Raw genomic sequence first — 25,665 nt, forward strand, 5'->3', positions numbered from 1 at the left:
AGTTTTCTATAACAATATTGTCTATAGGAGGATTCCATGGAGAAATTCAGACTTTTTCTTGATAATAATCTGAAGGAAAGAAATACTACCGACAAATATTCCTTTCCTTTTCGTGTGGGCTATGAGAGGCTTTCCAATTATGAGCAGGATTCTTTTCCTATCCACTGGCATCCTGAAGTGGAATTTACCTATGTAACGGAAGGCTGCATGGAATACCAGGCAAACGATAACTTATATAAAATCAGTGCCGGAAACGGGATTTTCACTAACTCCAATGTCTTGCATACCGCCAGAACAGCCGGTGCGGAGGCAGACTGCAGCTATATCGCCTTTGTACTCAATCCTGTTATCATCTTCGGCTATGAGGACAGCCTTATCTTCAACCGGTACGTTAATCCCATCTATACGGAACCGGAACTCTTTTCCAAATATTTAGGCGGGGATTCCCCCTTTGGAAAACAAATGATTTCCCTGCTTTTGGAGGCCGCCGAATTGCAAGACCAGGCGAAGATCGGCTATGAGCTTCTCCTTGCGGAAAAGCTCTGCTCACTATGGTTTCTCCTTTTCCAAGAGCTTCAGCCCTTTTTAAATCAAAAAGAGACCGGCACAGCAACCGACATCAACCGCCTGAAAACGGCAATCGGCTTCATCCAGTCTCATTATAGCGAGGATATTTCTCTTCAGGACATCGCCGGTTCCTGCCATATAAGCAAAAGCGAATGCTGTCATTTATTCAAGCGAACGCTGCGCCAGACTCCCTTTACATACTTATTGAACTATCGCATACAAAAAAGCCTTCCCCTGCTTTTAAGCGGAGGTCAATCCATGACGGAAATTGCCGTAGAAATAGGATTTCACGGGAGCAGCTACTTTGCAGAAACCTTTAAAAAGATTATGAGCTGTTCTCCCAGCGATTATCGGAAAACTCATTCGAAATAGGATATTAAAAAAGACAGATGCAATTCACATTGCATCTGTCTCGTTTTATAAAAATATTTTCAAAAAACTATTTTCTTACTAAGTGTCTCGGCAGACCATTTACGAATAAAGGTTGTAACTCGCCGATAATGAGAGGTCTTGCATATTTCTCATAGCCTTCGTTAAGGCCGCATCCATCTGCTGTAATCCATTCTGCCGGAACCGGTCTCTCAACGTTAGCGATTGCATGAATATCATATGCACTAGTACCGCACTGATAAGGATCGTCTCCATTTCTGTCAAGAGTAATCATCATGCCGGTCTTGCCTTCCTCTGCGGCAACAACAGCGTCATGTCCAACCTGGAATGCCTCGTTGATGTCTGTCAGGGAAGCGAGGTGAGTAGCTGCACGCTGTAAGGTAGAGAATTCTACCGCACGAGCCTTAAGGCCCGTCTCATCTGCGACCAAAGAGCAAAGGTATGCCGCAGTACCGGACAACTGCTTGTGTCCGAACGCATCCACTGCCTTATCCGAATCTGCGAGTTCGCATACGAAACGTCCGTCTGCCAAAGCTACGCCTTCGGATACTGCGATTACTACTGAACTCTTCGTAGCTCCGAGCTCTTTTACCTTAGCCATAAACTTGTCCACATCAAAAGCTACTTCCGGAAGGTAGATAGCGTCCACGCCGCTGCAATCTTCTCCCTTTGCGAGTGCTGCCGCTGCAGTCAACCAACCTGCATGACGTCCCATAATCTCTACAATACATACGGTAGGCTTCTCAACACCGAAGGACTCATTGTCGCGGATGATTTCCTTCAAGCTCGTAGCGATATACTTCGCTGCAGAGCCATATCCCGGGCAGTGATCCGTAATCGGAAGGTCATTGTCGATAGTCTTAGGTACGCCCATGAATCTCTGAGGTTTATTGTGAGCGGCTGCATAATCAGACAGCATCTTCACGGTATCCATAGAGTCGTTACCGCCTGCATAGAATAAACATTCAATGTCATGTTTTTCCATTATTTCAAATACTTTTTCATATACTTCTTCATGCCCTTCAATTTTAGGCATTTTGAAACGGCAGGAGCCTAAAAATGCTGAAGGAGTTCTCTTTAATAACTCAATACCGGTCTCATCTGAAAGATATTCATCGAGGTCGCACAAATTATCCTGCAAAAATCCCTGGATACCATGTACCATACCATATACTTTCTTTACGCCAAACTTTTTAGCTGCTGCATATACGCCAGCTACCGATGAGTTAATTACGGCTGTAGGTCCGCCGGACTGTCCAACAACAATATTTCCTTTCATATTTCCTCTCCTTTGATCTTCTTAAAATTTCTTTATTTCAACCGCATCTTGTGTATGCGGTCAATTACCACCACCGATTATAACAGATTCACTTCGGCAATACAAGTTAAAATACCCGTTTTATCCTTCTTTGAAAATGTCAATATTAAATGCGACATTTTTTATATGCTTATTTCTCGATGACAAATATAACTAACCGACTCGCCTTCTATCTCTACATCACATAATACCGCACATTCATATAATAATGATATAGATATTTACAAGGAGCAATTCATGGATTATTACAATAGTACCACAAGCAGTATTGATCAAGGGCCCAAACCCTTTGTGACCGATCTAAAACAAGACACGATAAGCAATAACTACTTCCGCACCGCCCGCTGGACCTGCAAAAATATGCAGCTTGCCCTTATGTCCGTACCTGTCGGCACTGACATCGGTCTGGATGTTCACCAGACCTCCGACCAGTTTTTCTATATCGAACAGGGCAGCGCCCTGGTCGTCATGGGGTCTTGTCAGAACTGCCTTCAATATCAGGCACATATAAAAGAAGATTATGCAGTCATGGTTCCCGCAGGTATATGGCACAACATAATCAATACTGATTCCATTCCGCTAAAAATGTTTACTATCTATGCCCCTTCGCTTCATCCTCACGGAAGCACGTACCGGACGAAAGAGGAATCGGCAGTCTACGAAAATATGGAGTAGTGCCCTCCGACGGAAGCACACTGCCTGAATTTTTTTGAGGTTTATCTGAGCATTTATCAAATAATAAAAACACCTATTTAGGGGAAAGCTATATCTGTTAGGAGGATTCCAAAAATGGATATGCGCTTTGATGCCGTTTATTATGAACCCACTGCGCTCAACTATGAATTGGGCCAGATGCTCCAAAAGAAATATTCTGCTTTGCCTTGGATAGAAATAGAGAATCATAACCATATACCCGAATTGGCAGCGTCAGAGAACCGTGATTTTACAAAATTAAAGAACCATCTAATCATAGGTATAAGAAAAACTCATAAATACGTATCCAACCATAAGGTTTCGGACTGGCTGGTACCATATACCTCCTCCGGTTGCCGGGCAATGTGCTTGTATTGTTATCTGGTATGCAATTATAACAAATGCTCTTATCTTCGCTTGTTCGTCAACCGAGAGCAAATGCTGGACAAGCTTCTTAAAAAAGCTGCTGCCGCACCCATGCCGCAAACCTTTGAAATTGGCAGCAACAGCGATTTGCTGTTAGAAAATGCAATTACGGATAACCTGATCTATACCATCCAGCGTTTTGCGCAGGAAGGCCGCGGCCATCTTACCTTTCCGACCAAATTCGACATGGTGGACCCATTGCTTGGGCTCGAGCACAAAGGCAAGATTATTTTTCGTATGAGCATAAATCCCGAAGAAATTATACACCGCATAGAATTAGGGACATCCTCGCTGCCGGCACGAATCCATGCATTGAATGAGATGGCGGAAGCCGGATATCCGGTGGGAATATTACTTGCTCCTATCATTCTGCTTCCGGACTGGAAGCAATTATATGGCAGACTGATTGAGCAGCTGTCCGATGAGCTAAGCCCAAAAGTCAAACAAAATGGTTTTATAGAGATTATACTAATGACTTATAGCTTCGTACAAAATGCCATTAACACGGATGCCTTTCCTAATTCTACGAATCTTTTGAACCGGGAAACTATGACCGGCCGCGGCCGCGGCAAATATTGCTACCGAAACGATGTTCGGCAGGAAGCAGAGGCTTTTTTACAGCAGCAATTGTCTCAGCAATTAGCAAATATGACAATATTATATATTTCATAATTGGGGGACTTAGGGCTGAGAGTCTGACACACTTTTCAATTAACGCAATAATTTACAAATTTAGAGAATAATTTCGGGACAACTAGCATATATATAGAAAAAAGAGGATGTTTATTATGGATACATATCAAACATTATCTTTAATATTTCAATTCGGAGGTTTCCTAGTTGCTTTACTCGTATATGTGCATAATACAAAGTAAGTTCTTCTAATAAGCTGCAAATCTATAGCATGGATTTGCAGCTTATTTTATATCATAGGAAGCGGTTCGCTGCCGTACAAAACAAAGTCCATGCTTCCAATACCTTTGGTCAAAAACGCAAGCGAAGCACATTTTACTCTCTATATGCCTTTATGCGGAAAGCCTTTATATTAATAAATTTTCTGCATAAATATCTCTTCTCCTGCACACCCTATACTCGAAAGGATGGTGCGCTATGAAATCTAAAAACAATGAACCCAAGGATACCTTTGATGATGGTAACATCCCGGAAATAGACTTGCCGAGGAGTAAAAATCACACTAAGCCTGATTACAATGTGGAGCCGCTTCCTGAGTCATCAAGGCCGCGTCAAGATGGACCCGGAGGGAATTAATTTCCCCTTCGGTACATAACTATCCGTGCCTTGTTTGCACACTTCACTTACCTTCTTGCGGAACCGATACTAAGAATATTCAGTCTGACCTTACGTTTCATCAGAAATAGTATAGAATTTGTAAAAAGCATGCTTTTTATTCATTAATTCGTCAAAAGATCCTTGCTCGGCAATCCGTCCTTTTTCCATATAAATGATTTCATCATATCTACGCAGTAAATTTTCACTCGTTTTATGCAGAATAGAGAGAAGCGTTAATTCCTTGATGGCCAATAAGTTATCCTCTATCTCATAGGCGCTTTGCATATCAACCGATGACGTACCCTCATCCAATATCAAAATAGGGGTTTTCCTGATCAGTGCCCTTGCAATTGCAATCCGCTGTTTTTGACCGCCGGAAAGGTTGCAGCCGTTTTCACCGACCCGATAGTCTATACTCAAACCTTCCTTTAATATTTTACGACAGCCGCTGCTGTCAAGCGCCTGCATCAGACTTTCCCCTGAGTACTCCTGCTGCAAGCAAATGTTGTACATAATAGTTTCATCAAACATATACACATTTTGTTGAATGATGGAAACCATTTCATTAAGCCCAAAGGAATCAAGGTCAAGAACATTTTCGTTATCATACCGAATGCTTCCGGTAAAGTTAGAATAGTAGCCCAGAAGAAGTTTTACCAAGGTTGTTTTTCCACAGCCGCTTTCTCCCATGATTGCATACTTTTTGGCAGGTAGTATCTCCAAGCTAATATCCTGAAGCACAGGGTGACTGCCATAAGCAAAGCTCATTTGAAGCACTGTGATCGCATCGCTGAAATGCGGTTTGTTTCTGCAAGTTTCTTGTGATTTTTTTGACAAGTCATCAAATTTTTGTATAATCGGATTCATGCTTTTGATAAGGCTCAAATTGTTCATGATCGACATCAAGGGAGATACAAAACGGCTGCATAGTTGGATTACTGCCGCCAAAACACCAATCGTGATTTGTTCGTTCAATACCAGATATGCACTAAGGCAGGAAGTGCCGACCTGTATTGTAATACCCAGCACCTGCGCCACCGTATCATTCACAACCTTAAAATGGTCGGCTTCGTACTTTCTTTGCGCCAGTTGTTCGTTGTACATGACAAAATTTTTATTGATGTGAGACATCATGTTAAACGAGTGAATAACATCAAAACCTGAAAAGATATTTTTCACCTTGTTTGTAAAGGACGCCAGTTCTTTTGATAAGCCTTGCTGACGTTTAGAAAGGTATTTCCCCAATGCAGTAGGTACAAAAAACACAAGAGCAGAGGTTACGAAAATGGACAGGGTAATCCATGGGCTGTAATAAAGGAGCATCACGACTGTAGTTACAAACATTCCGGTACTTTCGCAAACGCCAAGCATTGGCTTCATCCAGTTTTCCTCCAACAAATTGATATCATTTATCAGTACGGAAATATATTCTGATGTATTTTGCTCATAATAGACCTTCATGTCTTTGTTCATGATTCCATTGAAGGTTTTCCCCCGCAGCTGCACAAGAACTTGTTTGATGAGCTTTTTGCTGCAAACCAAGTAGATGTAGAATAATATTGCAATCACAACGATATAGCCCATGGCGAATAGCACAAGCCATGCAAATTTGGAAACGTCCCCGGACGCAACCACATCAAAAAACCATTCATACTGCTTTGAGGTTAATACCAACGCAATATTTGCCAACAGGCAAAAAGTGATTGTGGCAAACAGCAGCCATCTGCTGCCCTCTAAGAAACCTTTCATCTTTTCTCCCATCTGCCCGCTTTAGCGGGCGTACAAATCAAGGATGGTGAAAGTGCTTTTCTTTCAACCTTTCCTCCCAACCAAGAACCTATTCGCTACACTTGTAGCGACTCTGTGATTATAGTATAATGGAGAAGAAAATCATAAGCAATAGTTTGGCATAACACGCCACATTTACCGATATTCTGTGGCATTTTCAGGAGGTATTCCTATGGAAAGAAGCACTCACACTTTAGCAGTCAAATCACAAAATTGGTTTGTGGAAGCACTGTTCCAATTGATCCAGCAAAAGACATTTGAGGAAATTACCATATCAGAGCTTTGTAAAAAAGCTAATCTTGACAGGCGTACATTTTATCGTAATTTCAAGGATAAGAACGATGTTTTACTGTTTTACTTTTCTACCCTTGAAGCTGAATATCTTGCCGTGTTAAAAAGAATTCAGGAACGCACCTTCTACACTCTTGCCAAAGTATACTTTGAATTTTGGACTTGTCATCTTGAATTTTTGAAAACTGCTCAGAGAGATCAATCTCTGTTCGCCATGCTCATTCAAATGCTTAATAGCTTTATGCCATCGGTTTATGCAAAAGCAAGCGGCAGCATCTCAAAAGAATTACAGTATAATATTTCCTTTGTCACCGGCGGTTTTCACAATGTACTGATTCATTGGATTTCCTCCGGCTTTCAGGAAGCTCCGGAAGAAATGGCCGCTATCATATCAAAAATGTTTGATAACACAATTTCTTACTGGCCGGATATTTAAAGCGTTGTGCTAGCGTAAAAAAGAGCCGGTAACTGCGGATCACCTCTCCACAAGTTATCGGCTCTGCTTCTTAGCACTCGGCTCTTTGATAACAGTAATATGTAATTTTTGAACATCCACTATAATCCACTGCCTGCATCTGGGGCAGGATAGGATCTACTATTATTTCCATTCCGTATAGTCCATTTCTTCCATTACCATAGTCCCAAGACCATGCCAAGGTTTTCCCTTGTGTAAAACATTGTTTCGACATTTGTTGCCATAGATATATTACCTCCTTACCATTCGATGATTTTATTGCTTCAAGGATATAATATATCATTTTACTCCTTGACGATCTTAATTCTGTAGTACATCCAATTTATTCTTGTTTATATTAGCTTGATCGGCCACTTTTTTTGTTTTTTCTTCAATAAGATCTTTATCTCCCAAGTAGTAATTCCTAATAACTTGAAAATCTTCATCAAATTCATACACAAGAGGTATACCTGTAGGTATATTAACCGATATAATTTCTTTCTCGGATAGTCGGTCCAGATATTTTATCAAAGCCCTGATCGTGTTTCCATGTGCGGCAATAATAACTCTTTTACCCTGCTTCATGTCATTTATGATGTTCTGCTCAAAATACGGAATTACTCTTTCTATTGTATCTTTTAAGCTCTCTACTAAAGGAAGGCTCTCCTTTGTTATCTCTCTATACTGTTCCTGATGCCTTGGGTTTCTACTATCATCTTCACTTAATGCCGGAGGTAGGATATCATAGGAACGGCGCCAGATTTGCACCTGCTCTTGTCCAAATTTTTTTGTAGTTTCTTCTTTATTCAGCCCTTGGAGCGCTCCATAATGACGTTCGTTAAGCAGCCATGATTTCTTAACCGGCAGCCACTCTCTATCCATTTCTTCCAATATAGTATTCAAGGTTTGTATCGCTCTTTTAAGATATGATGTATAGCACACATCAAAATCATACCCCTCTTCTTTTAACAGTTGTCCTGCACTTTTTGCTTCCTGTTTTCCATGCTCGGATAACTCTACATCAGTCCATCCCGTAAATAAGTTAAGCCTGTTCCACTCACTTTCACCATGTCTAACGATAATCAGTTTCATATGTTATTACCTCCTCGTATTATATAGTCATAGCTTTTCTTTACCAATTCTCCGGTATAAGCTATGCTGATTTTAGATACTGTGGATTAGTTTTTTCCTCCTACCACTTGATGGTTTAAGTTAGGCTCTAACCACAGTCTCTTTGTATATTTGTTAATCAGTTAGATACCGCATGACGGTTTATTTTGTACGAGGTTACAATCGCAGAGAGCACCCGTGGTCTAAAACAGTATCAAATACATTTAAAGGAGTTTTTCTATGATATACGCTGGAATTGATGTTGCCAAGAATAAACATGATTGTTTTATCACTAACTCGGATGGAGAAGTGCTCTTTAAAGCTTTTACCATTCCAAACAACCGCGATGGTTTTGATGAACTCTATCAGAAGATTTCTTCCGTTACCGATGATTTAACCAAAGTAAAAGTAGGGCTTGAAGCCACTGGACACTACAGTTATAACATCTTGGGGTATCTTCTTGATAAAGGTCTGACCACCTTTGTTATCAACCCGTTACATACCAATCTTTACAGAAAAAGTCTAAGTCTCAGAAAGACGAAAACGGATAAAGTGGATGCCCATACGATTGCTACCATGCTTATGTCTGATGTGAACTTAAAGTCCTACTCAGACACATCTTATCACAATGAGGAACTTAAGTCACTTACCCGCTACCGTTTTGATAAAGTAAAAGAACGGGCAAAACTCAGGACTTCCATTTCCCGTCTGGTTTCCATTCTTTTTCCCGAATTGGAAAGCCTGGTTCCCACTCTTCATATGGCTTCTATTTCCGCTTTGTTAAGCGAATTTCCAGGTGCCTTGCAGATTGCTTCTGCTCATCTTACCAGACTGACCAATCTGCTTTCTGTTACTTCCAGGGGACATTATGATCGGGACACCGCCATTTTATTCCGGGAAGCTGCCAGAATCTCTATCGGTTCAACTATGCCAGCAAAATCTCTGGAACTGAGACATACCCTAAAGCTGATTGGTGAATTAGATGCCGAGATTGATGAAATCGAATGGGAAATCAAACGGATTATGGATGACCTCCATTCTCCCATTCTTACCATTCCCGGTATCAGTTACCGTATGGGTGCTATGATTCTAGCTGAAATCGGCGATTTCTCCCGTTTTGATTCTCCCGATAAGATTCTTGCCTATGCCGGATTATCTCCATCCACCTACCAGTCCGGACAGTTGGAATCCGCTTATTCCCATATGGAAAAACGTGGTTCCAGATATCTGCGTTATGCACTTTTTAATGCCGCCAAATTTGTCTGTAACTGGGATCCTGTATTTGCAGCCTATCTTGCCAAAAAGCGGGCAGAGGGCAAGCATTATAATGTTGCGGTTTCCCATGCTGCAAAAAAACTGGTCAGGATTATTTATCAGTTGGAAAAATCGGGACAGGCTTACGCTAAATCATCTTAACTTTTCTGTTTGAAAATCTCCTTTTTGAGCACCTGCAAAGATGCTCTATTTGTCATGCAGTTATCAAGGTTCTAAATATCATTTTTCTATATTGAAATGCATTTCTGCAAATCATTCAAAAATACCATTTTAAGACTTGACTTTTAATAGTTAGTCTAACTTAAATATAAAAATTTAATTATAATTTATTTCAATTATATCAAAAATCAAGCCAACTGTATTGTAATATCTTTTTAATGAGAAATATAAACGTTTATTTTGTTAAATGAAGAATTGTATAAGTGTACAAACATGCTATAATAAATTTAGGACACATTCGCAGAAAGGAGATAATTTTATGAACAAAGTACAAATGGATCGAATTCAAACAGGAAAAGGCTTTATTGCTGCCTTAGATCAGAGCGGCGGAAGTACCCCAAAAGCACTCCTTCAATATGGTATTAAGGAAGACAGCTATTCCAATGAAGAAGAAATGTTTGATTTAGTACATGACATGAGAAAACGGATTATAACAAGTCCTTCATTTTCTTCCGAGTATATTCTGGGCGCCATTTTATTTGAGAACACAATGGATCGCACCATTGACGATCAATTTACTGCCGATTACCTTTGGGAGAAGAAGGGTGTCATTCCTTTTTTAAAGATTGACAAAGGTCTGTCCGATATAGAAAATGGTGTTCAGCTTATGAAGCCAATCCCAGATTTGGATAGTCTTTTAAAGCGGGCTGTTGAAAAGAACATTTTCGGAACGAAAATGCGCTCTGTTATTAAAGATGCCAACCACGAAGGAATAAAAAAGGTGGTTGAGCAACAATTCGAGATTGGCAAACGAATCATTGCGGCCGGCTTAGTTCCAATTATTGAACCAGAGGTGGATATTCACAGCTTGGATAAGGAAGAATCTGAAAAAATATTAAAGCATGAAATTTTTAATCAATTCTCTAACCTGGGACAAGACGAAAAAGTCATGCTTAAGCTATCCATACCAACAAAAGATAATTTCTTTAGTGATTTAGTAGGTGAGCCTCATATTGCAAGAGTTGTGGCTCTGTCCGGAGGGTATACCCAAATTGAAGCAAATGAAAAGTTATCACGTAATCAAGGATTGATCGCTAGCTTTTCGCGTGCACTATCGCAAAGCCTGACAGCTCAACAAACGGATGAAGAATTTAATGCGACATTGTCAAACTCCATTAAAGCTATTTATGCAGCATCAATTACGTAATGGATTTATCGGCTCTCCCCTTCTATATTAATATAAGAAAGTAAAATTGAAGTGGAGAGCCGAATTTTCGATTTATTACGTCTTCCTCATCTATATTATATAATATAAATAATATGCTTTAAAAATTCTTAAAAATAATAGCTTCCATCATTCAAATTAATTGCACTATTAGAAACCAACTTATTTCTGTGCATTAATGTCTCTACAAATATTTTATGAATTGTTCCTTCATGCAACAACTTTGGATTAGCGTATGAGCGCAGCTGGATGCCCTTATGTTAATGCTCCGATGGAACGATACTACAATTCTTTCAAGGCTGAATTAATCAATCGCTTTCATTTTAACACTGATGAGTAACTGAATCATGCTGTTTCGGAGTATGCTTACAATTGATATAATCAAGTTCGTCCTCATTCATACAATGGATATCAGACACTGTATGAAGCAAGGTTTGGGGTTGGATAATTAGGTAGTGGTGTTACAAAAACGCTTGACCATAACACTCTTAAGAATTTTGCAGAACCCGCATAATCTCTATATTTCTGGGCAATCATGACTACCGGCTTAGCCGGTAGTTTGCTCTGCGACTATAAGTCGCCGTTCCCTGCTTGCCTCTAAAGAGGCTCTGAAAAGTTCGCCTTCCGCACTGCGGTCTCTGGCTGGCTCTAAAGAGCCTTTTTATTTGCCTTTTTGTACCGGCTCACCCGTAAACGGGTCTATATACTCTTTTAATGTCATTTGATCGTATGTCTCATCTTCTTGTAGTTGGTTCTTTATATATTCTTCGATTTTCTTTGCATTTTTTCCCACCGTGTCTACATAATATCCTCTACACCAAAAATGACGATTTCCATACCGATACTTTAAATTCGAATGCCTTTCGAATATCATCAGGGAACTTTTTCCTTTTAGATATCCCATAATTTCTGATACACTATACTTTGGTGGTATTCTTACCAACATGTGTACATGATCTTTACAACATTCTGCCTCTATCATCTCAATTCCTTTTCTTTTGCACAATTCACTTAATATCCGTGCAACATCCGCTTTGATTTTTCCATAGATTATTTGCCTTCTATATTTGGGGGGCAAAGACCAGATGATATTTACACTCCCATCTAGTGTGTGCTAAACTATTCTTATCCATTTGGATACCTCCTTGGTTATATTTATGCGGTTGGCGAACCTGCATTTATTGTATCATGGAGGTTTTTATACTTGAAGCTAAAGCTGCCTGAGAACACACCTGCATAGCAGGTGGTTTATTTTTATTGACTATACAAAAAATCCCCCCGGACTTCTCCAGAGGGATTCTCTCATTACCTTGAAAACCAAGACTTCTGCGGATGACAGGACTTGAACCCGTATCAAATATTCTTGTTTTTCCTTGATAATTCGGCATTCCGCGTAAATGCGGCATTTGTTGTTTCTACTATAATATAATAAATACAGTAAAAACATGAATTTTATACCTTAAAATGTTAAAATGCAACACGCTTGTACGTGAAATCATCAGCCTTTATGTTTCATAAGTCGCAAAGTCCCATACTAAAAATTATGCTATAAGATGGGACTTTTAGTCATTATTCCAGTATGTATTTTTCATTTTCCATTAAGCAAATATACCTGTATCTTAACAGATAATTATCATCAATACTTTTGAGTGGTTTATCCTGTATTATTTTAATTTCTTTTTTATACTCCTCGTTTGTCATTTCATCATAAGTCTCTTTGTCTTCTTTTGTCATTCGTAACGCCCTCTATAAATAAATCGAACACACGTTTGCCGAATCCCATTATGGAACGTTTGTTCTTATTTTTAACTACAACATATAGCACAATAAAAAACATGTTGTACTACTCTTCTTTGCATTCCACCATCTCTCCTATTTCAACCTCCAGCGCAGCACAGACGGCAAATCGTAAGCAAGGATGGGTTCATGTTTCCCCGCTCGATTTTGCTTATAGTTCCCGCGCCCACGCCGGATATATTCGCAAGCCCCCTAACCGTAAGACCATTTTTTATTCTTAATTCGTGCAAATTAATTTTCATGCAGATATACTCCCTATTGCGTGTATTATCTGCATTAATCGTATATTTATTATTGTATTCAAATAGTGTTTCCTATGGGAAACATACCTTGAACGTTGTGAAATTTTTCTCAAACGGTAAAAAGCTCCTTGGGGCTTAAATTAAGAGCCGGTAAAGATTGCTCCCTATCGTTGTCTGCAAATCTACGCAAGCTCTATGTCGCCCTTACATTCTGCATCCTTCAAAAACTTCTATTTCAAATCTTACATAACTTAGTACAACCAATTCATATAATACTATCACAAAACCTCTTAAGGAGTAACTACATGGATATATTCTCAGACAACACTAATGACAGTTCCGGATTTATGGGCGAGACTTCCAGTATTTTTGTGACTAACTTAGCACTGGATGCTATAAATAACAATCTCTTCTTTGATACAAAGTGGACCAGCAGAAACATGCAGTTTGCACTCATGTCAGTGCCTATAGGTTCCGAAACTGGATTAGATATGCGCCAAAATTCTGATCGCTTTTTTTATATTGCACAAGGCAGCGCATTGATAACTATGGGCACCTGTGAAAATTGCCTTAATTTTCAATCACTTTTATATAGCGGGTTCGGGGCATTTGTTCCTGCCGGTGTGTGGAATAATGTAGTTAACATAGGATCCATCGATTTAAAAATGTTTACAGTCTCTGCTCCGTCCCTTCATTCCTATAACACGAAATATGCAACGAAGGAAGAGTGGTTTTCATACGACGAATCTTAACCGAAAATTTATATCAAGTTTCATATGTATTTTGGTATACAGAAAAGGCGCACCTCCTTATCTATGGCAAACGCAAAACAGTTACCTTCTGGTTCATGACGTTGCTTAGTCTATAGTCATTCAGAGCCAATATTTGATAATGACGGACTACCCGTTTTAGATAAAAGTGGGAATCAAAAGAAAAAAAGAATCTATGAATCTTTTACAAGTGATGATACGACCAAGAGAGGAAAGAAGGAAGCCGAAAGCCAATCTCTCGATTTTTCCCTTAACCGCGAAAAGATACTCAAGGAGAGAGGAGCCACACAAAATAATATAACTTTTGGCACGGCTATGGATTTATATATCGAATCCAGAAGCAGTGTATTATCCCCTGCGACAATCCGGGAATATAAACGCTCCAGAAGAAGAGACTTACAAGAGCTTATGAATTTGTCTATTTATGATATAACCCAAGAAATTATCCAGATTGCGATTAATAAAGAAGCTTGTTCACACTCTCCTAAAACAGTCAGAAATATGCATGGGTTGTTATCTGCTGTACCTAATGTTTACAGGCCTGAATTCCACCTTAATACGAGCTTGCCGCAGAAAGTAAAACCAAAATTTTACATACCTACAGACGATGATGTGAAAATCTTATTACAGCATGTAAATGACGAAGAAATGATGATAGCAATACTACTCGCAGCATTCGGACCGATGAGAAGAAGTGGAATATGCGCCTTAGAATCTACTGATATCAAAGATAAAATAATTCATGTAGAAAACGCGCTTGTTATGGACGAAAATAAAAAATGGGTAACTAAAAAAACAAAATCATTTGCCGGCGATAGATTTATACCTCTACCCGACTTCATATTAGAAAAAATAAAAGGGAAAAAAGGACGTATTATACAAATTAACCCTTCTCAGGTTTCGGATCGTTTTATAGATATTCAAAGGGCATCAGGACTACCTCATTTCCGTTTTCATGATTTGAGGCATTATTGTGCCTCTATCCAGCATGCTATGGGGATTCCGGACGCATACATTATGCAACGCGGGGGGTGGGGGTCTGATGCTGTCCTTAAGCAGGTGTATAGACATGCATTATCAGACCAAGAAATTAAGATGAATAACATTGCAAACACTCATTTCAGCGGAATTATGCAACACGATATGCAACACAAAAAATAAAACCCCCGATATTTCGAGGGTTTTACACTGCGGATGACAGGACTTGAACCTGCACGTCGGGGACACCAGAACCTAAATCTGGCGCGTCTGCCAATTCCGCCACATCCGCTTATGTTACTCACGTATGCTATATTATCATCTCGACGTTCCACTGTCAATACATTTGGTGGATACATTTGCCGGATCCTTACTGGATATCTTTCGTCACTGCAGATGGTCACAGCCATAACCAGCCAATCAGAAAATTCTCTTGTTCCTTTCAATCCTATAAAAAGGCTAATCCTTCAATTAAAAGCGCTATATTAAAAGGGAAAAGCATGTAAGAGTAAACCCTTCCCTTACCTTGGTAATAACAAGCGGACGAATATTTCCCTAATCCGCATATTTTAAAAGTGTTTCAACTCTCTGCTTGATTAACCGGAAGTTGAGAGCAAAGATTATGCTCCTTTTACTTAATAAAATCACTTATGTTGTTTTAGTCTCTTGCCATCTCTTAAAAGTACAATAATATTTGATATAATAACCAAACAAACGGTACTAATAATAGTAGTGGTAATATCCTGCCCCGCAGGCCAGTAAAAGGAAAATGCATTAAATACCGCATGAAACAAAATACACAGCCAAACGCTTGCACTAATACGATAAATTGCGGAAAGTGCAAAGGAGTTTCCTAAAACCATAATCGAAAAAAGGAGAAACGACATCTCACTTTGCCCGGTTCCTGCCACAAAAAAGAATGGAATATGCCATAAAATCCAGATAACAGATGTAATCGAACTGGCAATAAAAAAAGAAAAACGCTTCCGTTTATCCTGAAGCGTTTTCATAAAGTAATAAGTTATTTCTTAACAATAACTCTTTTTGCTATATCTTCTTTTTCTTTCGGTGCCGGTTCTTCTCCAATTCCTCCAAACGGCATTTGTGCCACTAAGGTCCATTTTTCGGGAAGGTCAAACAGCTTTGCAACAGCTTCATTAATAACCGGATTATAATGCTGCAAGGAAGCTCCAATTCCAGCCTCTCTCAGTGCCGTCCAAAGATTGAACTGCAGCATTCCGTTTGCCTGACTCGCCCAGTTCGGGAATTTGTCCGCATAAAATTCAAATTGTTTCTGCAATGATTCCACTACATTTTCATCAATAAAATATAAAATAGTTCCATAGCCGTTCTTAAAGCTATCAATTTTTTCTCTCGCAACCTGACCGTCAAACACTTCATAAATAGTATCCCATAACAGATCCTGTTTTTCGCCTAATGCAACTACGGCTCTGGCACTCTTCATATTAAAAGCATCCGGCGTTGCTTCTGTCACCTGTTCAATGATTTCAATTATTTCACTTTCTGATACCGGTAATTCCCGATTGATGTTATAATAAGTTCTTCTTTTTTCTAAATTGTTAATAAATGTCATAGCACTCTCTCCTTTTTTGTTTTTAATTGTTTTTATTTGTTTTTATTGTTTTTCCATTTCTATTACTAAAATATGTGAATCTTCAGAGGCTTTTATTTTTAAATCCTCCTCGACCGACTCCAACCCGTCTCTCATATTTATGCTTTCGTTATTAACTCCGGAACTTCCTTCCATCTGGACCAAATAGGCTTGGCGCCTTTTCCCGACTTCAAAAATAATTTCCTGATTCTTTTCCAATTCTATAGCATATAAGTTTGCATCCTGATGAATTCGAATGGGTGCATCCCCCTTTGAACCGCTCACGATTTGGAGCCACTTATTCTTTCTGTCTTCCCATTTAAATCGATAATCTCCGTAATTTGGCTTATAGCCCGTCTGATCCGGTAAAATCCAAATCTGTAAAAGCCTTAAGGTTTCATTTCCCCGATTGAACTCACTGTGGAATATGCCGGTACCGGCACTCATATACTGCACTTCGCCGCGGCTTAATGTATTTGTATTTCCCAGGGAATCTCCATGGGTCAATTCTCCGTTTATAATATAGGATACAATCTCCATATCTTCATGCGGATGCATATCAAATCCTGTTCCTGCATCAATCAAGTCATCGTTGATGACCCTTAAGGCACCAAAATTCATATTCAGTGGATTATAATATTCTGCAAAGGAAAAATGAAAGATACTATTTAACCATCCCAGATTACTTTTTCCCATTTTTTTATGATCCATTCTTCTTACCATAAATTATCACCATCCTTTAGTCTATGGCTTTCTCTCCAAAATATCCTTCATACGAAAAAGGCTCTCGATTAAATCTGCCTTCTCGGCCGCATCTATTTCACTTAATATCGTTCTTAAAAAATCCTCATGCTGAGGATAAATCTTTGAAATAAATTCATGTCCCGGTCCGGTTAGCCGGACAAGCCAAATCCGGGCATCTTTTTCGCATTTGTAACGCTTAACGTATCCTTTTTCCTCCAGCTTATTTACAATGTATGTCATTGAACCACTTGTAACCAATACTTTTTCACAAAGCTTTTGCACCGGTAACTCACCTTTATGCAATAATGCTTCCAATACACCGAATTCACTGACCGTCAGTCCATAATTTCTTACGTTTTTTTCAATTAAGGTAAACAGAACATTGTAGCTCCTGGATAGAGCAATTACCAGCTTGGCGGAATCATCTCCCATGGAATCTGCCTCCTTTAATAATATCTTGATATCAAGATATTATCATTTTTAAATTTTATTGTCAATACATAATTTCAATTAAAATATACTTAAATTGTAGGATTACAAGACATGTGTTACAACTGAATAATTAAAAAGACGGAAATACTATTTCTGTGTTATATTTAAACGCCAAACCAAAACGCAACAAGAAACGAGGAATTTCCGCATGGCCAGTATAACACGAGCTATAAGATATCATCTATCCCTCCTCAAATAAGCGCAAAAACATGGGGTCACAAAAGCCGAGATAATTGTTTATGAGCGTGAAGGCTGTGATAGTTGTTCACACAAAGAGAAATACACCAAAGCGAGGGAAAACAAAAGATGGTATGTATCCAAGGAATTCACAAAAAAGCGTCAGCAATTCTACGAGAACATCATGAATGGAACGTAGATCCTGTATCGAAAGAGCCGTTCAATCCAGGTGGAAGGAGTATTCGGAGTATTGAAAAATGACTATGAGTTTCAAAGATTTTTATTGCGTGAGAAAACCAAAGTAAAATTAGAGACTCTTTTGCTTAGTTTTGGATATAACATCAACAAATTACATGAAAAAATTCAAAAAGAGCGGACAGGTACACACTTTTTATTCCTGACTCGTTTTTATTGAAAAAGACAGAGCTGCTGCTCTATGATTAAAAATCAATCATTTTGCATCAGCCCTCCTTTTATTTTGCAAGTTGTAATAAAATATCTACACAAGTATCAATTCCAAGGCTTGATGTATTCAGACAGATATCATAATAGTCAGCTACTCCAAACTCTGTATTCGTATAATAAGAACAGTATTTTTTCCTTGTCCTGTCTATAGCGCGAATTTCTTCACTCATTTTTGCTCGTGTGGCATCCGGCATTTTTTCCTTCATTCGCTCCATCCGCCAGTAAGGGTCTGCATACACAAATACATGGAGACTATGATCAAACTCTTTCAGGATTGTATTGGCATTGCGTCCTACAATTACACAATTTCCCTTTTCTCCAATTTTTCTGATCACCTGTTGCTGTGCATCAAAAAGCTTTTCGCTCAGCGGCTTGTTGTAAAAATCGAAAAGACTCTGTGCAAATCCAAAATTCATTGGAACCTTTTCATCCCACTTAAGCAAACTTTCTACATCGACATTAGATTCTTTTGCTGTTTTTAAAATGATTTCTTTATCATAATAATCATAATTCAGAGCCTGTGCTATCTTACGGCCGGTCTCTCCGCCTCCTGCACCGAACTCTCTGCTGATTGTAATTATCTTCTTCATATTTCTTCCTCCGGATGAATTATAGAACTTTATTTAAGAAATCAATCGTTCTGGCTTCTTTGGGATTGTTAAAAATCTCTTCTGGTCGCCCCTGCTCTACAATATATCCTGCATCCATAAAAACAACTCTGTCCGCAACTTCTCTTGCAAAGCCTATTTCATGTGTCACAACAACCATCGTCATTCCATCCGCAACAAGCTCCTGCATAACATTTAAAACTTCTCCTACCATTTCTGGATCCAGAGCTGATGTAGGTTCATCAAAAAGCATGATGGCAGGATTCATCGCCAGTGCCCGAGCGATCGCAACACGCTGTTTCTGACCACCTGACAGCTGGGAAGGGTATGCATCAGATTTTGCATCAAGTCCTACTCTTCTTAAAAGCTGCAGTCCTTTTTCCTTTGCTTCTTCTTTTCTCATCCTTTTTAATTCAACAGGTGCCAGCATAATATTTTCCAGTACTGTTTTATGAGGGAACAGATTAAAATGCTGAAATACCATTCCAATTTCTTCTCTTACTTTATTAATGTCAGTATGTTTATCTGTTACATTATTCCCATCTACCAGAATCGTACCTGCCGTTGCTAACTCAAGCTGGTTCAGACATCGTAGGAATGTTGATTTTCCGCTTCCCGAAGGTCCGAGCAAAACAACAACCTCTCCTACTTCTATATCAATGCTGATATCTTTTAAGACTTCAAGCTTTCCAAAATCTTTTCTCAGATTTTGAACCTGGATAATATTTCTGTTATCTGCCACGATTCACCCTCCTTTCGACTCTCTTTGCGACCTTGCTGAGCGTGATGATTACGATCATATACATAATGCCGACAACTGCCCATGTCTCAAGACTCTTGAAAGTATTTCCGCTGATTGTTTTTCCCATATTGGTAAGTTCAGGAAATCCAATAACAGAAAGAATAGAGGTATCTTTTAACGTTATAATGAATTGATTGATGATGGAAGGAATCATGGTCCTGATTGCCTGCGGCAAAACTACAAGGCGCATACTTTTTCCGTAAGTAAGCCCAAGACTTCTGCTGGCTTCCATCTGACCTCTGTCTACACTTTCAATTCCTGCACGAATAATTTCAGCCATATAAGCACCACAGTTCATCGCAAGTGCAATCGTACCTGCCTGAAGTGCAGTCAGTCTGAAGTCCTGAATGCCTATCATTTTGATTCCTGCCGGAACACCAAAATAAATAAAATAAGCCAGTACAATCAGCGGCACACCGCGGACTGCATCTACATAGACCGTTCCTGTCAGGTTTAAAGTTCTGTTCTTTCCCACGTTCATCAGTGCAAAGATCATACCGATAATCATGGCAAATACTAATGACAGCAAGGTGAGCAGTAAGGTTTTTCCCAGCGCTCCCAGCAGCATAGTGCTATACGATTGGATAATCGAGATCATTGATTTCTTCTCCTTCGCCAATTTTTAACTGTTTTGATTTTCAAAAAAGCGTGGGCAACCTGCAACAGGTCTCCCACGCCAGCATTAACAATAATATAATATTATTTCAGATATTTATCAAGGATTTCATCATAAGTTCCATTTGCCTTGATATTAGCAAGTCCTGCGTTAAACATATCAAGTAATTCCTGATCTGCTGGATCCATGATTGCAAATCCGTAAGGAGCTCCTGCACTTTCCATTCCTTCCGGAATCGCAAGTGCAAGTCCGCCTTCTTTGATAGACGCTGCCATGATTGGTGTATCTTCAACACATGCTGCGCTGTTTCCAAGGATTACATCCTGATACATTGTTGGTGAATCTTCGAATACAGTTACTGTAAAGCCATACTGGTCTTTTAAGCTGTTTGCAAAATCTGCTCCCGCCGTACCATTCTTAACTGCTACATTTTTTCCTTTTAAATCTTCAAAGCTGGCAATATCGCTTCCTTCAGCAACTACAAATGCCTGAGTTGCATCATAATAGCCTTCTGAGAAGATCCATCCTGAATCAATACGTTCCTGTTTGACAGTTGCTCCTGCAATAAGACCATCTGCCTGTCCTGCCTGAACTGCTGCTACTGCCGCATCCCATCCAAGGCTCTGTAATTCATATTTAAATCCCTGATCTGCAGCGATCGCTGCAAGGATATCAACGTCGATTCCAACGAATTCATTGTTTTCATTCGTATATTCAAAAGGTTTGAATACGGTATCTGTTGCAACGATCCATGTCTTGTCAGCCGAAGCTGCTGCATCCCCTGAAGGTGCTGCCTCTTCTGTTGTTGCTTCCTCTGTTACGGCTTCTGCCGGTGCTGTTTCTTCATTTGTTACAGAAGACCCACATCCCATAAGCATTCCAGTCGTCAGGACCCCACATGCTACTAATGCCCATACTTTTTTCATTTCAATCTCCTCCATAATAATATTTAGATACAAAAATAGAGCGCAAGGCATGATTGATTGTAAGAATACAATCGACACCATTGTCTTTTGCTCGAATCTATGCATAATATTATAATTCACTTGATATTTTTTGTCAAGTATAGATTCCCTATTTTTGCGCCTGTTTGGAAAAACCAACCCTTTTTCAAGTCCATCTGGAACGCAATGGCATCCGGCATAAGCTGATCCGTCTTTTTACGCCAAGGCACAATGGAAAGGTAGAAAGGCGCCACCGCGAAGCCAATGAGCGGTTCTATGCTACCCACAGCTTTTATTCCTTTGAGGATTTTTCAAATCAGCTAAAGGTATATAATCGCAGGGACTGCAACAACTTTCCCATGCGTCCATTAGGCTGGAATACCCCACGGCAGGTACTAGTGGATTATTTTCGCAGAGTGTAAATATATGTTTGACAAACCTACAAAATAATTATGAGACGAAGCGTTTTCATAAAGCAATAAGTTATTTTTTAATTATAACCCTCTTTGCTATATCTTCTTTTTCTTTTGGTGCCGGTTCTTCTTCAAATCCTCCAAACGGCATTTGTGCCATTAAAGTCCATTTGGGGGAAAGATCGAACAGCTTGGCAACAGCTTCATTAATAACCGGATTATAATGCTGCAAGGAAGCTCCAATTCCTGCTTCTCTTAAAGCAACCCAAAGATTGAACTGCAGCATTCCATTTGCCTGATTTGCCCAGACAGGGAATTTATCCGCGTAGAATTCAAATTGCTCCTGCAATGATTCCACTACATTTTCATCAATAAAATATAAAATAGTACCGTACCCGTTTCTAAAGCCGTCAATTTTTTCTCTCGCGACCTGACCGTCGAACACCGCATATGTAGTGTCCCATAAAAAGTCTTGTTTTTCACCCAACACAACTACCACTCTGGAGGGAACTAGATTTGAATCTATATGTGTCTGATATTGGAGTTAATCTTACAGTAACAGATATTATTGAGGATATCTAAAGGTAATGGATGGCCAGTTCGTAGGAATTATCGGCCCTAACGGATGCGGAAAAAGTACATTGCTCAAAACGATATATATAGTGATAAATCCAAAATGCGGTAAAATTCTTTTGGATGAAATGGATTTGCTGGGCAATAATCTGCTGTAGCGGGACAATTCAATGAGCTTAGTTTTAACTTTACTGTATGGGACATGGTTGCAATGGGGTACTCCCCTTATAAGAAACTGCTTGAAACAGATAACGATATGGATATGGAAATTATCAGGGCGGCTCTGGCCGCATTGCACGACTTGGAATTGGCAGCTGCATATGTTATTACCTGCATGTCATGAAAGCAGGGCGCGTTGTTGCACATTAAAAGCCGGAGGATATATTGGTGAAGGATACCATACAAAAGATTTACGATGCGAAATGTGAAATATATAGGAATCCTATCAGCGGATGCCTTGCAGTTACATATTTACAATAATGAGCGCCTGCCACATTTCAGAAGTGGCACTCTCTCAGTCAGAGCGTTACACAAGAAGCCTTAGTGGATTCATACATGGCTTATGTAACGCTCTTTTTTATATTTATCAATTTTTCTCTGAGAAAACCTTTTGACGATGAGTCTCTTGACGGATTGCCGAACCGCCTTATCTGGCGGAAAACTCAATCTCTATATATTCTTTATAATTCATACGGTTATCATAAAGCTTTCTTACCTCCGCAGCTATGGTAGGCATTGAGCTAAGACCAATTGCAGCAAGCCAGTGAGAAGGCTCAATTACCGTCAGTCCAAAGTGTACTCCAATGGCAGGCACTGTGCATAGAACGACCATCGCCAGAAGCATACTCACCGCACTGACCACCAGCAGCGGATTATCAAACAAGGAACGTTTGAACATAGATTCCCTGCTTCGCACGGTGAATATATGAAGGATCGATGTCCATCCCAATACAAGAAACGCCATGGTCTGCCCTAACTCTGGGGATGGATTTCCTATACCGACCGGAATATATGCTCCTACATAAAAGGCTGCCAATACAACCAACGAGCAGATGATTGTCTGCTGGATAATTACATTGAGCAATCCGCCGCCAAACAAGCTTTCCGAACGTTTGACCGGTTTGCTTTCCATAATCTTGGCTGCAGAATCTTCTTTCGCCAGCTGCAGGCCGGGAATGCCGTCTCCTAAAACATTAATCAGCAGAAGCATTACAGGAGTGACCAAAACGCCCCAGCCTACGATTTGCGCAAACAACATGACTACAATTTCAGAAAGATTGCATACTAACAGAAAATAAATGACCTTTCTTACATTTGAATAAACTTTCCGGCCTTCATGCACAGCTTCCACAATGGTTGCGAAATTGTCATCGGTTAATATCATATCGGAAGCGCTCTTTGCCACTTCCGTTCCCGCCTGCCCCATGGCGACACCGACATCGGCTGCTTTCAGGGCCGGAGCATCGTTGACCCCGTCACCAGTCATTGCAACTACTTCACCTTTTTTCTGCCATGCTTCCACAATACGTATTTTGTCAGAAGGAGGCACCCTTGCATATACAGAGTAATCCTCAATTGAAGCTAACAGTTCTTCATCCGTCATTTCCTCTAGCTCCACCCCGGTAACAACCTTTTGGCCGTCAGACAAAATGTCCAGTTCTCTTGCAATGGCTCCGGCTGTAGCGGCATGATCACCGGTTATCATTATAGTGCGGATACCCGCTTTTTTAGCCCTTTGTATTGCTACTGCGGCCTCCGGTCTGGGCGGATCGATAAGACCCACGATTCCGATGAATGTAAGCTCTCTTTCCACCGACTCAAGCTCTTCTGCGCCGGGCAGCACGTCAATATGCTTTATACCCAGTGCAATAACTCTTAAGGCATCTTCAGCAAATGCATCATGCAATTTACGGATGTTCTCTATTTCTTCCTCATCCTCTTGACAGAAAGGAATTCGATCTATGGCGCCTTTCGTAAGGACAATATATCCTCCCTTCGGATCTCTGATGATAACGGTCATCATTTTTCTTTCGGAGGAAAAGGGAATTTCAGCAACTCTTGGATATTCCCCTTCCACCACATCCTTATCCAGACCTTTTTCACTAAAGAGCCGCATGATGGCCGTCTCTGTTGCATCTCCTATATACTGTATATTTCTTTCTTCATCCTCTTGACCCACCGCATTGCTGGCGCAGGCAAGCATTTTAAGGAATGTTGTCTGGGCCTCAGAAAATTCGTCGGTATCTTTTACCGGTTTTCCTCCGCTTAAACACAGCCGTTTGATAGACATCCGATTCTGTGTAAGTGTTCCTGTTTTGTCTGAGCAGATTACAGAGGTATTGCCCAGAGTCTCCACCGCGGGAAGTTTCCTGATCAGCGCATTTTTGTTTACCATATTCTTAACACCATGGGACAAACTTAAGGTTACAATCAAAGACAAGGTTTCCGGAACTGCCGCCACTGCCAAAGTAACCGCCAGCATAATCATGCTCCAAAAATCCGATCCCTGCCTCATGCCGATAAGAAATAGGATAGCGGCAGATATGACAGCAACCGTGCTGATATTCTTTCCGACTCGATCTAACCTTTGCTGCAGCGAAGTCTTTCCTTTTATGGTACTCTCTAAAAATCCGGCTATTTTTCCCATCTCCGTATTCATCCCGGTTTCCGTAACAACGGCAACCGCATTTCCCGCTGTAACAAGGCATCCGGAGAATATCATATTGCTCTGCTCTGCAACGGGAATCTTACCCGGGGCCAATACCAACGCATTCTTCTCCAATGGTTCGCTCTCTCCTGTCAGAGAAGATTCATCAACCATAAGGTTGTTGCTTTCCAAGATTCTTGCATCTGCCGGAATCAAAGAGCCTGCTTTTACTAGGATCATATCGCCCGGCACAAGCTCTTTCGTATCGATTTCTTGCCTTATTCCGTCTCTAATTACAAGACAGGATGGGCTGTTAAGATTAGCCAGAGATTCCAATGCTTTCTCTGCCTTCCCTTCCTGGGTAATAGCCAAGGTTAAATTCATAACAATAATTATGGATATTACCAGCGGTTCTATAAAACCTTCTCCATGCTTCAGTGCCAGCGAGAAGGAAAGGACCGCTGCTATGATAAGAACTATTGTTGAGACATCTTTTAGATGATGAAGGATAGTCCTGATAAGACTTGGTTTTTTAGCTCTTGAAAATTCATTTTTACCAAACTGTCTCTGTTTTTGTTTTATCTGTTCTGATGAAAGCCCCATTACCATGTTGCCTTCTAATTGTTCTAGCACCTCTTTTTTACTCTTTTCGTACCATCTCATAAAATCATCCTTTCTTTTATTTGCACCTGTTTGCTCACTGCTGTAAACAATACTTCAATAAAATAATAGGTAGAATCTCTATCTATTATTTTGTTGGAAAGCAGGCTCATCGCCTGCTGAATTTTCCTCAAAAACA

31 protein-coding genes, 1 tRNA gene and 1 pseudogene are annotated in these 25,665 nt (G+C 40.0%); 13 read left to right on the plus strand and 20 right to left on the minus strand.

The window, feature by feature from the left end; all coding sequences use genetic code 11:
• Nucleotides 1-36 precede the first annotated feature (36 nt).
• Nucleotides 37-939, plus strand: a complete 903-nt coding sequence (locus CC90_RS0121335) for a helix-turn-helix transcriptional regulator (RefSeq protein WP_035316014.1) — start codon at nt 37-39, stop codon at nt 937-939.
• A 67-nt stretch (nt 940-1,006) separates the two neighbouring features.
• Here the strand turns inward: CC90_RS0121335 and CC90_RS0121340 are convergent, their stop codons facing one another.
• Nucleotides 1,007-2,236 carry a 6-phosphofructokinase gene (locus CC90_RS0121340; RefSeq protein WP_031392743.1) on the minus strand — a complete coding sequence of 410 codons (1,230 nt, stop codon included), beginning with the start codon at nt 2,234-2,236 and terminating at the stop codon, nt 1,007-1,009.
• A 276-nt stretch (nt 2,237-2,512) separates the two neighbouring features.
• On the opposite strand from CC90_RS0121340, the gene CC90_RS0121345 reads away from it, so the two are divergent.
• From CC90_RS0121345 to CC90_RS24470, 4 genes are all read left to right on the plus strand, one after another.
• Nucleotides 2,513-2,950: a cupin domain-containing protein gene (locus CC90_RS0121345; RefSeq protein ID WP_035316015.1), complete on the plus strand. Its 438-nt coding sequence runs from the start codon at nt 2,513-2,515 to the stop codon at nt 2,948-2,950.
• A 120-nt stretch (nt 2,951-3,070) separates the two neighbouring features.
• Nucleotides 3,071-4,066 carry an SPL family radical SAM protein gene (locus tag CC90_RS0121350; RefSeq protein WP_031392745.1) on the plus strand — a complete coding sequence of 332 codons (996 nt, stop codon included), beginning with the start codon at nt 3,071-3,073 and terminating at the stop codon, nt 4,064-4,066.
• Nucleotides 4,067-4,182: 116 nt separating this feature from the next.
• A complete protein-coding gene (locus CC90_RS24755; RefSeq protein WP_242843380.1) occupies nt 4,183-4,269 on the plus strand; it encodes a putative holin-like toxin in 87 nt (28 codons plus the stop codon).
• Between the two features lie 235 nt (nt 4,270-4,504).
• A complete protein-coding gene (locus CC90_RS24470) occupies nt 4,505-4,663 on the plus strand; it encodes a hypothetical protein (RefSeq protein ID WP_165919326.1) in 159 nt (52 codons plus the stop codon).
• Nucleotides 4,664-4,753: 90 nt separating this feature from the next.
• On the opposite strand, the gene CC90_RS0121360 is transcribed toward CC90_RS24470, so the two are convergent.
• Nucleotides 4,754-6,433, minus strand: a complete 1,680-nt coding sequence (locus CC90_RS0121360) for an ABC transporter ATP-binding protein (protein WP_031392746.1) — start codon at nt 6,431-6,433, stop codon at nt 4,754-4,756.
• 211 nt (nt 6,434-6,644) lie between these two features.
• Here CC90_RS0121360 and CC90_RS0121365 point away from each other — a divergent pair, with 211 nt between their 5' ends.
• Nucleotides 6,645-7,199, plus strand: a complete 555-nt coding sequence (locus CC90_RS0121365; protein WP_031392747.1) for a TetR/AcrR family transcriptional regulator — start codon at nt 6,645-6,647, stop codon at nt 7,197-7,199.
• Between the two features lie 54 nt (nt 7,200-7,253).
• Here the strand turns inward: CC90_RS0121365 and CC90_RS25340 are convergent, their stop codons facing one another.
• Both CC90_RS25340 and gpmA read right to left on the minus strand, forming a co-directional pair.
• Complete coding sequence (locus tag CC90_RS25340; protein WP_081906106.1) at nt 7,254-7,355, minus strand: cysteine-rich KTR domain-containing protein; 102 nt, start codon at nt 7,353-7,355, stop codon at nt 7,254-7,256.
• A 183-nt stretch (nt 7,356-7,538) separates the two neighbouring features.
• A complete protein-coding gene (gpmA, locus tag CC90_RS0121375) occupies nt 7,539-8,309 on the minus strand; it encodes a 2,3-diphosphoglycerate-dependent phosphoglycerate mutase (protein WP_031392749.1) in 771 nt (256 codons plus the stop codon).
• A gap of 258 nt (nt 8,310-8,567) precedes the next feature.
• Here gpmA and CC90_RS0121380 point away from each other — a divergent pair, with 258 nt between their 5' ends.
• A complete protein-coding gene (locus CC90_RS0121380) occupies nt 8,568-9,743 on the plus strand; it encodes an IS110 family RNA-guided transposase (protein ID WP_031392090.1) in 1,176 nt (391 codons plus the stop codon).
• A 337-nt stretch (nt 9,744-10,080) separates the two neighbouring features.
• Nucleotides 10,081-10,968, plus strand: a complete 888-nt coding sequence (locus tag CC90_RS0121385) for a fructose bisphosphate aldolase (RefSeq protein WP_031392750.1) — start codon at nt 10,081-10,083, stop codon at nt 10,966-10,968.
• Nucleotides 10,969-11,647: 679 nt separating this feature from the next.
• Here CC90_RS0121385 and tnpA read toward each other — a convergent pair.
• The 3 genes and pseudogenes from tnpA to CC90_RS23900 all read right to left on the minus strand — a co-directional run bounded on the left by tnpA (nt 11,648) and on the right by CC90_RS23900 (nt 13,025).
• Nucleotides 11,648-12,119: pseudogene (gene tnpA / locus CC90_RS22760) on the minus strand (IS200/IS605 family transposase).
• A gap of 436 nt (nt 12,120-12,555) precedes the next feature.
• A complete protein-coding gene (locus CC90_RS24295) occupies nt 12,556-12,720 on the minus strand; it encodes a hypothetical protein (protein WP_157837575.1) in 165 nt (54 codons plus the stop codon).
• Between the two features lie 143 nt (nt 12,721-12,863).
• Entirely contained in the window at nt 12,864-13,025 is a 162-nt protein-coding gene (locus CC90_RS23900) for a helix-turn-helix domain-containing protein (protein WP_081906098.1), read from the minus strand.
• A gap of 305 nt (nt 13,026-13,330) precedes the next feature.
• On the opposite strand from CC90_RS23900, the gene CC90_RS0121405 reads away from it, so the two are divergent.
• Entirely contained in the window at nt 13,331-13,777 is a 447-nt protein-coding gene (locus tag CC90_RS0121405) for a cupin domain-containing protein (protein ID WP_031392751.1), read from the plus strand.
• A gap of 432 nt (nt 13,778-14,209) precedes the next feature.
• A complete protein-coding gene (locus CC90_RS22765) occupies nt 14,210-14,956 on the plus strand; it encodes a site-specific integrase (RefSeq protein WP_157837576.1) in 747 nt (248 codons plus the stop codon).
• Nucleotides 14,957-14,984: 28 nt separating this feature from the next.
• On the opposite strand, the gene CC90_RS0121415 is transcribed toward CC90_RS22765, so the two are convergent.
• From CC90_RS0121415 to CC90_RS0121435, 5 genes are all read right to left on the minus strand, one after another.
• Nucleotides 14,985-15,065 (minus strand) — tRNA-Leu (locus CC90_RS0121415).
• Nucleotides 15,066-15,417: 352 nt separating this feature from the next.
• Entirely contained in the window at nt 15,418-15,783 is a 366-nt protein-coding gene (locus CC90_RS25345; protein ID WP_031392752.1) for a CPBP family intramembrane glutamic endopeptidase, read from the minus strand.
• Nucleotides 15,784-15,794: 11 nt separating this feature from the next.
• Nucleotides 15,795-16,367: a nitroreductase family protein gene (locus tag CC90_RS0121425; protein WP_031392753.1), complete on the minus strand. Its 573-nt coding sequence runs from the start codon at nt 16,365-16,367 to the stop codon at nt 15,795-15,797.
• 42 nt (nt 16,368-16,409) lie between these two features.
• Entirely contained in the window at nt 16,410-17,108 is a 699-nt protein-coding gene (locus CC90_RS0121430; protein ID WP_031392754.1) for a pirin family protein, read from the minus strand.
• Nucleotides 17,109-17,129: 21 nt separating this feature from the next.
• On the minus strand, nt 17,130-17,561 hold the full coding sequence (locus tag CC90_RS0121435; protein ID WP_031392755.1) for a MarR family winged helix-turn-helix transcriptional regulator: 432 nt from the start codon (nt 17,559-17,561) through the stop codon (nt 17,130-17,132).
• A gap of 439 nt (nt 17,562-18,000) precedes the next feature.
• Between CC90_RS0121435 and CC90_RS25210 the strand changes: the two genes are divergently transcribed.
• Nucleotides 18,001-18,213 carry a transposase gene (locus CC90_RS25210; RefSeq protein WP_278245502.1) on the plus strand — a complete coding sequence of 71 codons (213 nt, stop codon included), beginning with the start codon at nt 18,001-18,003 and terminating at the stop codon, nt 18,211-18,213.
• 58 nt (nt 18,214-18,271) lie between these two features.
• Here CC90_RS25210 and CC90_RS0121440 read toward each other — a convergent pair whose 3' ends face one another.
• From CC90_RS0121440 to CC90_RS22770, 6 genes are all read right to left on the minus strand, one after another.
• A complete protein-coding gene (locus tag CC90_RS0121440) occupies nt 18,272-18,853 on the minus strand; it encodes a cytidylate kinase-like family protein (protein ID WP_031392756.1) in 582 nt (193 codons plus the stop codon).
• 19 nt (nt 18,854-18,872) lie between these two features.
• Nucleotides 18,873-19,613: an amino acid ABC transporter ATP-binding protein gene (locus CC90_RS0121445; protein WP_031392757.1), complete on the minus strand. Its 741-nt coding sequence runs from the start codon at nt 19,611-19,613 to the stop codon at nt 18,873-18,875.
• On the minus strand, nt 19,603-20,271 hold the full coding sequence (locus CC90_RS0121450) for an amino acid ABC transporter permease (RefSeq protein WP_031392758.1): 669 nt from the start codon (nt 20,269-20,271) through the stop codon (nt 19,603-19,605). The genes CC90_RS0121445 and CC90_RS0121450 overlap by 11 nt, the downstream gene beginning before the upstream one ends.
• Nucleotides 20,272-20,372: 101 nt before the next feature.
• Nucleotides 20,373-21,215 carry a transporter substrate-binding domain-containing protein gene (locus tag CC90_RS0121455; RefSeq protein ID WP_031392759.1) on the minus strand — a complete coding sequence of 281 codons (843 nt, stop codon included), beginning with the start codon at nt 21,213-21,215 and terminating at the stop codon, nt 20,373-20,375.
• A gap of 116 nt (nt 21,216-21,331) precedes the next feature.
• Complete coding sequence (locus CC90_RS24765; RefSeq protein ID WP_031392760.1) at nt 21,332-21,520, minus strand: hypothetical protein; 189 nt, start codon at nt 21,518-21,520, stop codon at nt 21,332-21,334.
• A gap of 196 nt (nt 21,521-21,716) precedes the next feature.
• The gene (locus tag CC90_RS22770) at nt 21,717-22,133 is read right to left on the minus strand and encodes a nitroreductase family protein (protein ID WP_330373274.1); all 417 of its coding nucleotides are present in this window, start codon (nt 22,131-22,133) and stop codon (nt 21,717-21,719) included.
• Between the two features lie 100 nt (nt 22,134-22,233).
• Here CC90_RS22770 and CC90_RS24770 point away from each other — a divergent pair, with 100 nt between their 5' ends.
• Both CC90_RS24770 and CC90_RS24915 read left to right on the plus strand, forming a co-directional pair.
• Nucleotides 22,234-22,377: an ATP-binding cassette domain-containing protein gene (locus tag CC90_RS24770; RefSeq protein ID WP_242843370.1), complete on the plus strand. Its 144-nt coding sequence runs from the start codon at nt 22,234-22,236 to the stop codon at nt 22,375-22,377.
• 53 nt (nt 22,378-22,430) lie between these two features.
• Nucleotides 22,431-22,562 (plus strand): hypothetical protein, encoded by a 132-nt coding sequence (locus CC90_RS24915; protein WP_278245497.1) that lies wholly within the window; start codon nt 22,431-22,433, stop codon nt 22,560-22,562.
• Between the two features lie 303 nt (nt 22,563-22,865).
• Here the strand turns inward: CC90_RS24915 and CC90_RS0121480 are convergent, their stop codons facing one another.
• Together CC90_RS0121480 and CC90_RS24920 are read right to left on the minus strand one after the other, a co-directional pair.
• Nucleotides 22,866-25,529: a cation-translocating P-type ATPase gene (locus CC90_RS0121480; RefSeq protein WP_031392761.1), complete on the minus strand. Its 2,664-nt coding sequence runs from the start codon at nt 25,527-25,529 to the stop codon at nt 22,866-22,868.
• The gene (locus CC90_RS24920; RefSeq protein WP_278245498.1) at nt 25,526-25,660 is read right to left on the minus strand and encodes a hypothetical protein; all 135 of its coding nucleotides are present in this window, start codon (nt 25,658-25,660) and stop codon (nt 25,526-25,528) included. The genes CC90_RS0121480 and CC90_RS24920 overlap by 4 nt, the downstream gene beginning before the upstream one ends.
• Nucleotides 25,661-25,665: the final 5 nt, after the last annotated feature.

Origin of the sequence: Kineothrix alysoides (assembly GCF_000732725.1) — a bacterium.
GTDB lineage: Bacteria > Bacillota > Clostridia > Lachnospirales > Lachnospiraceae > Kineothrix > Kineothrix alysoides.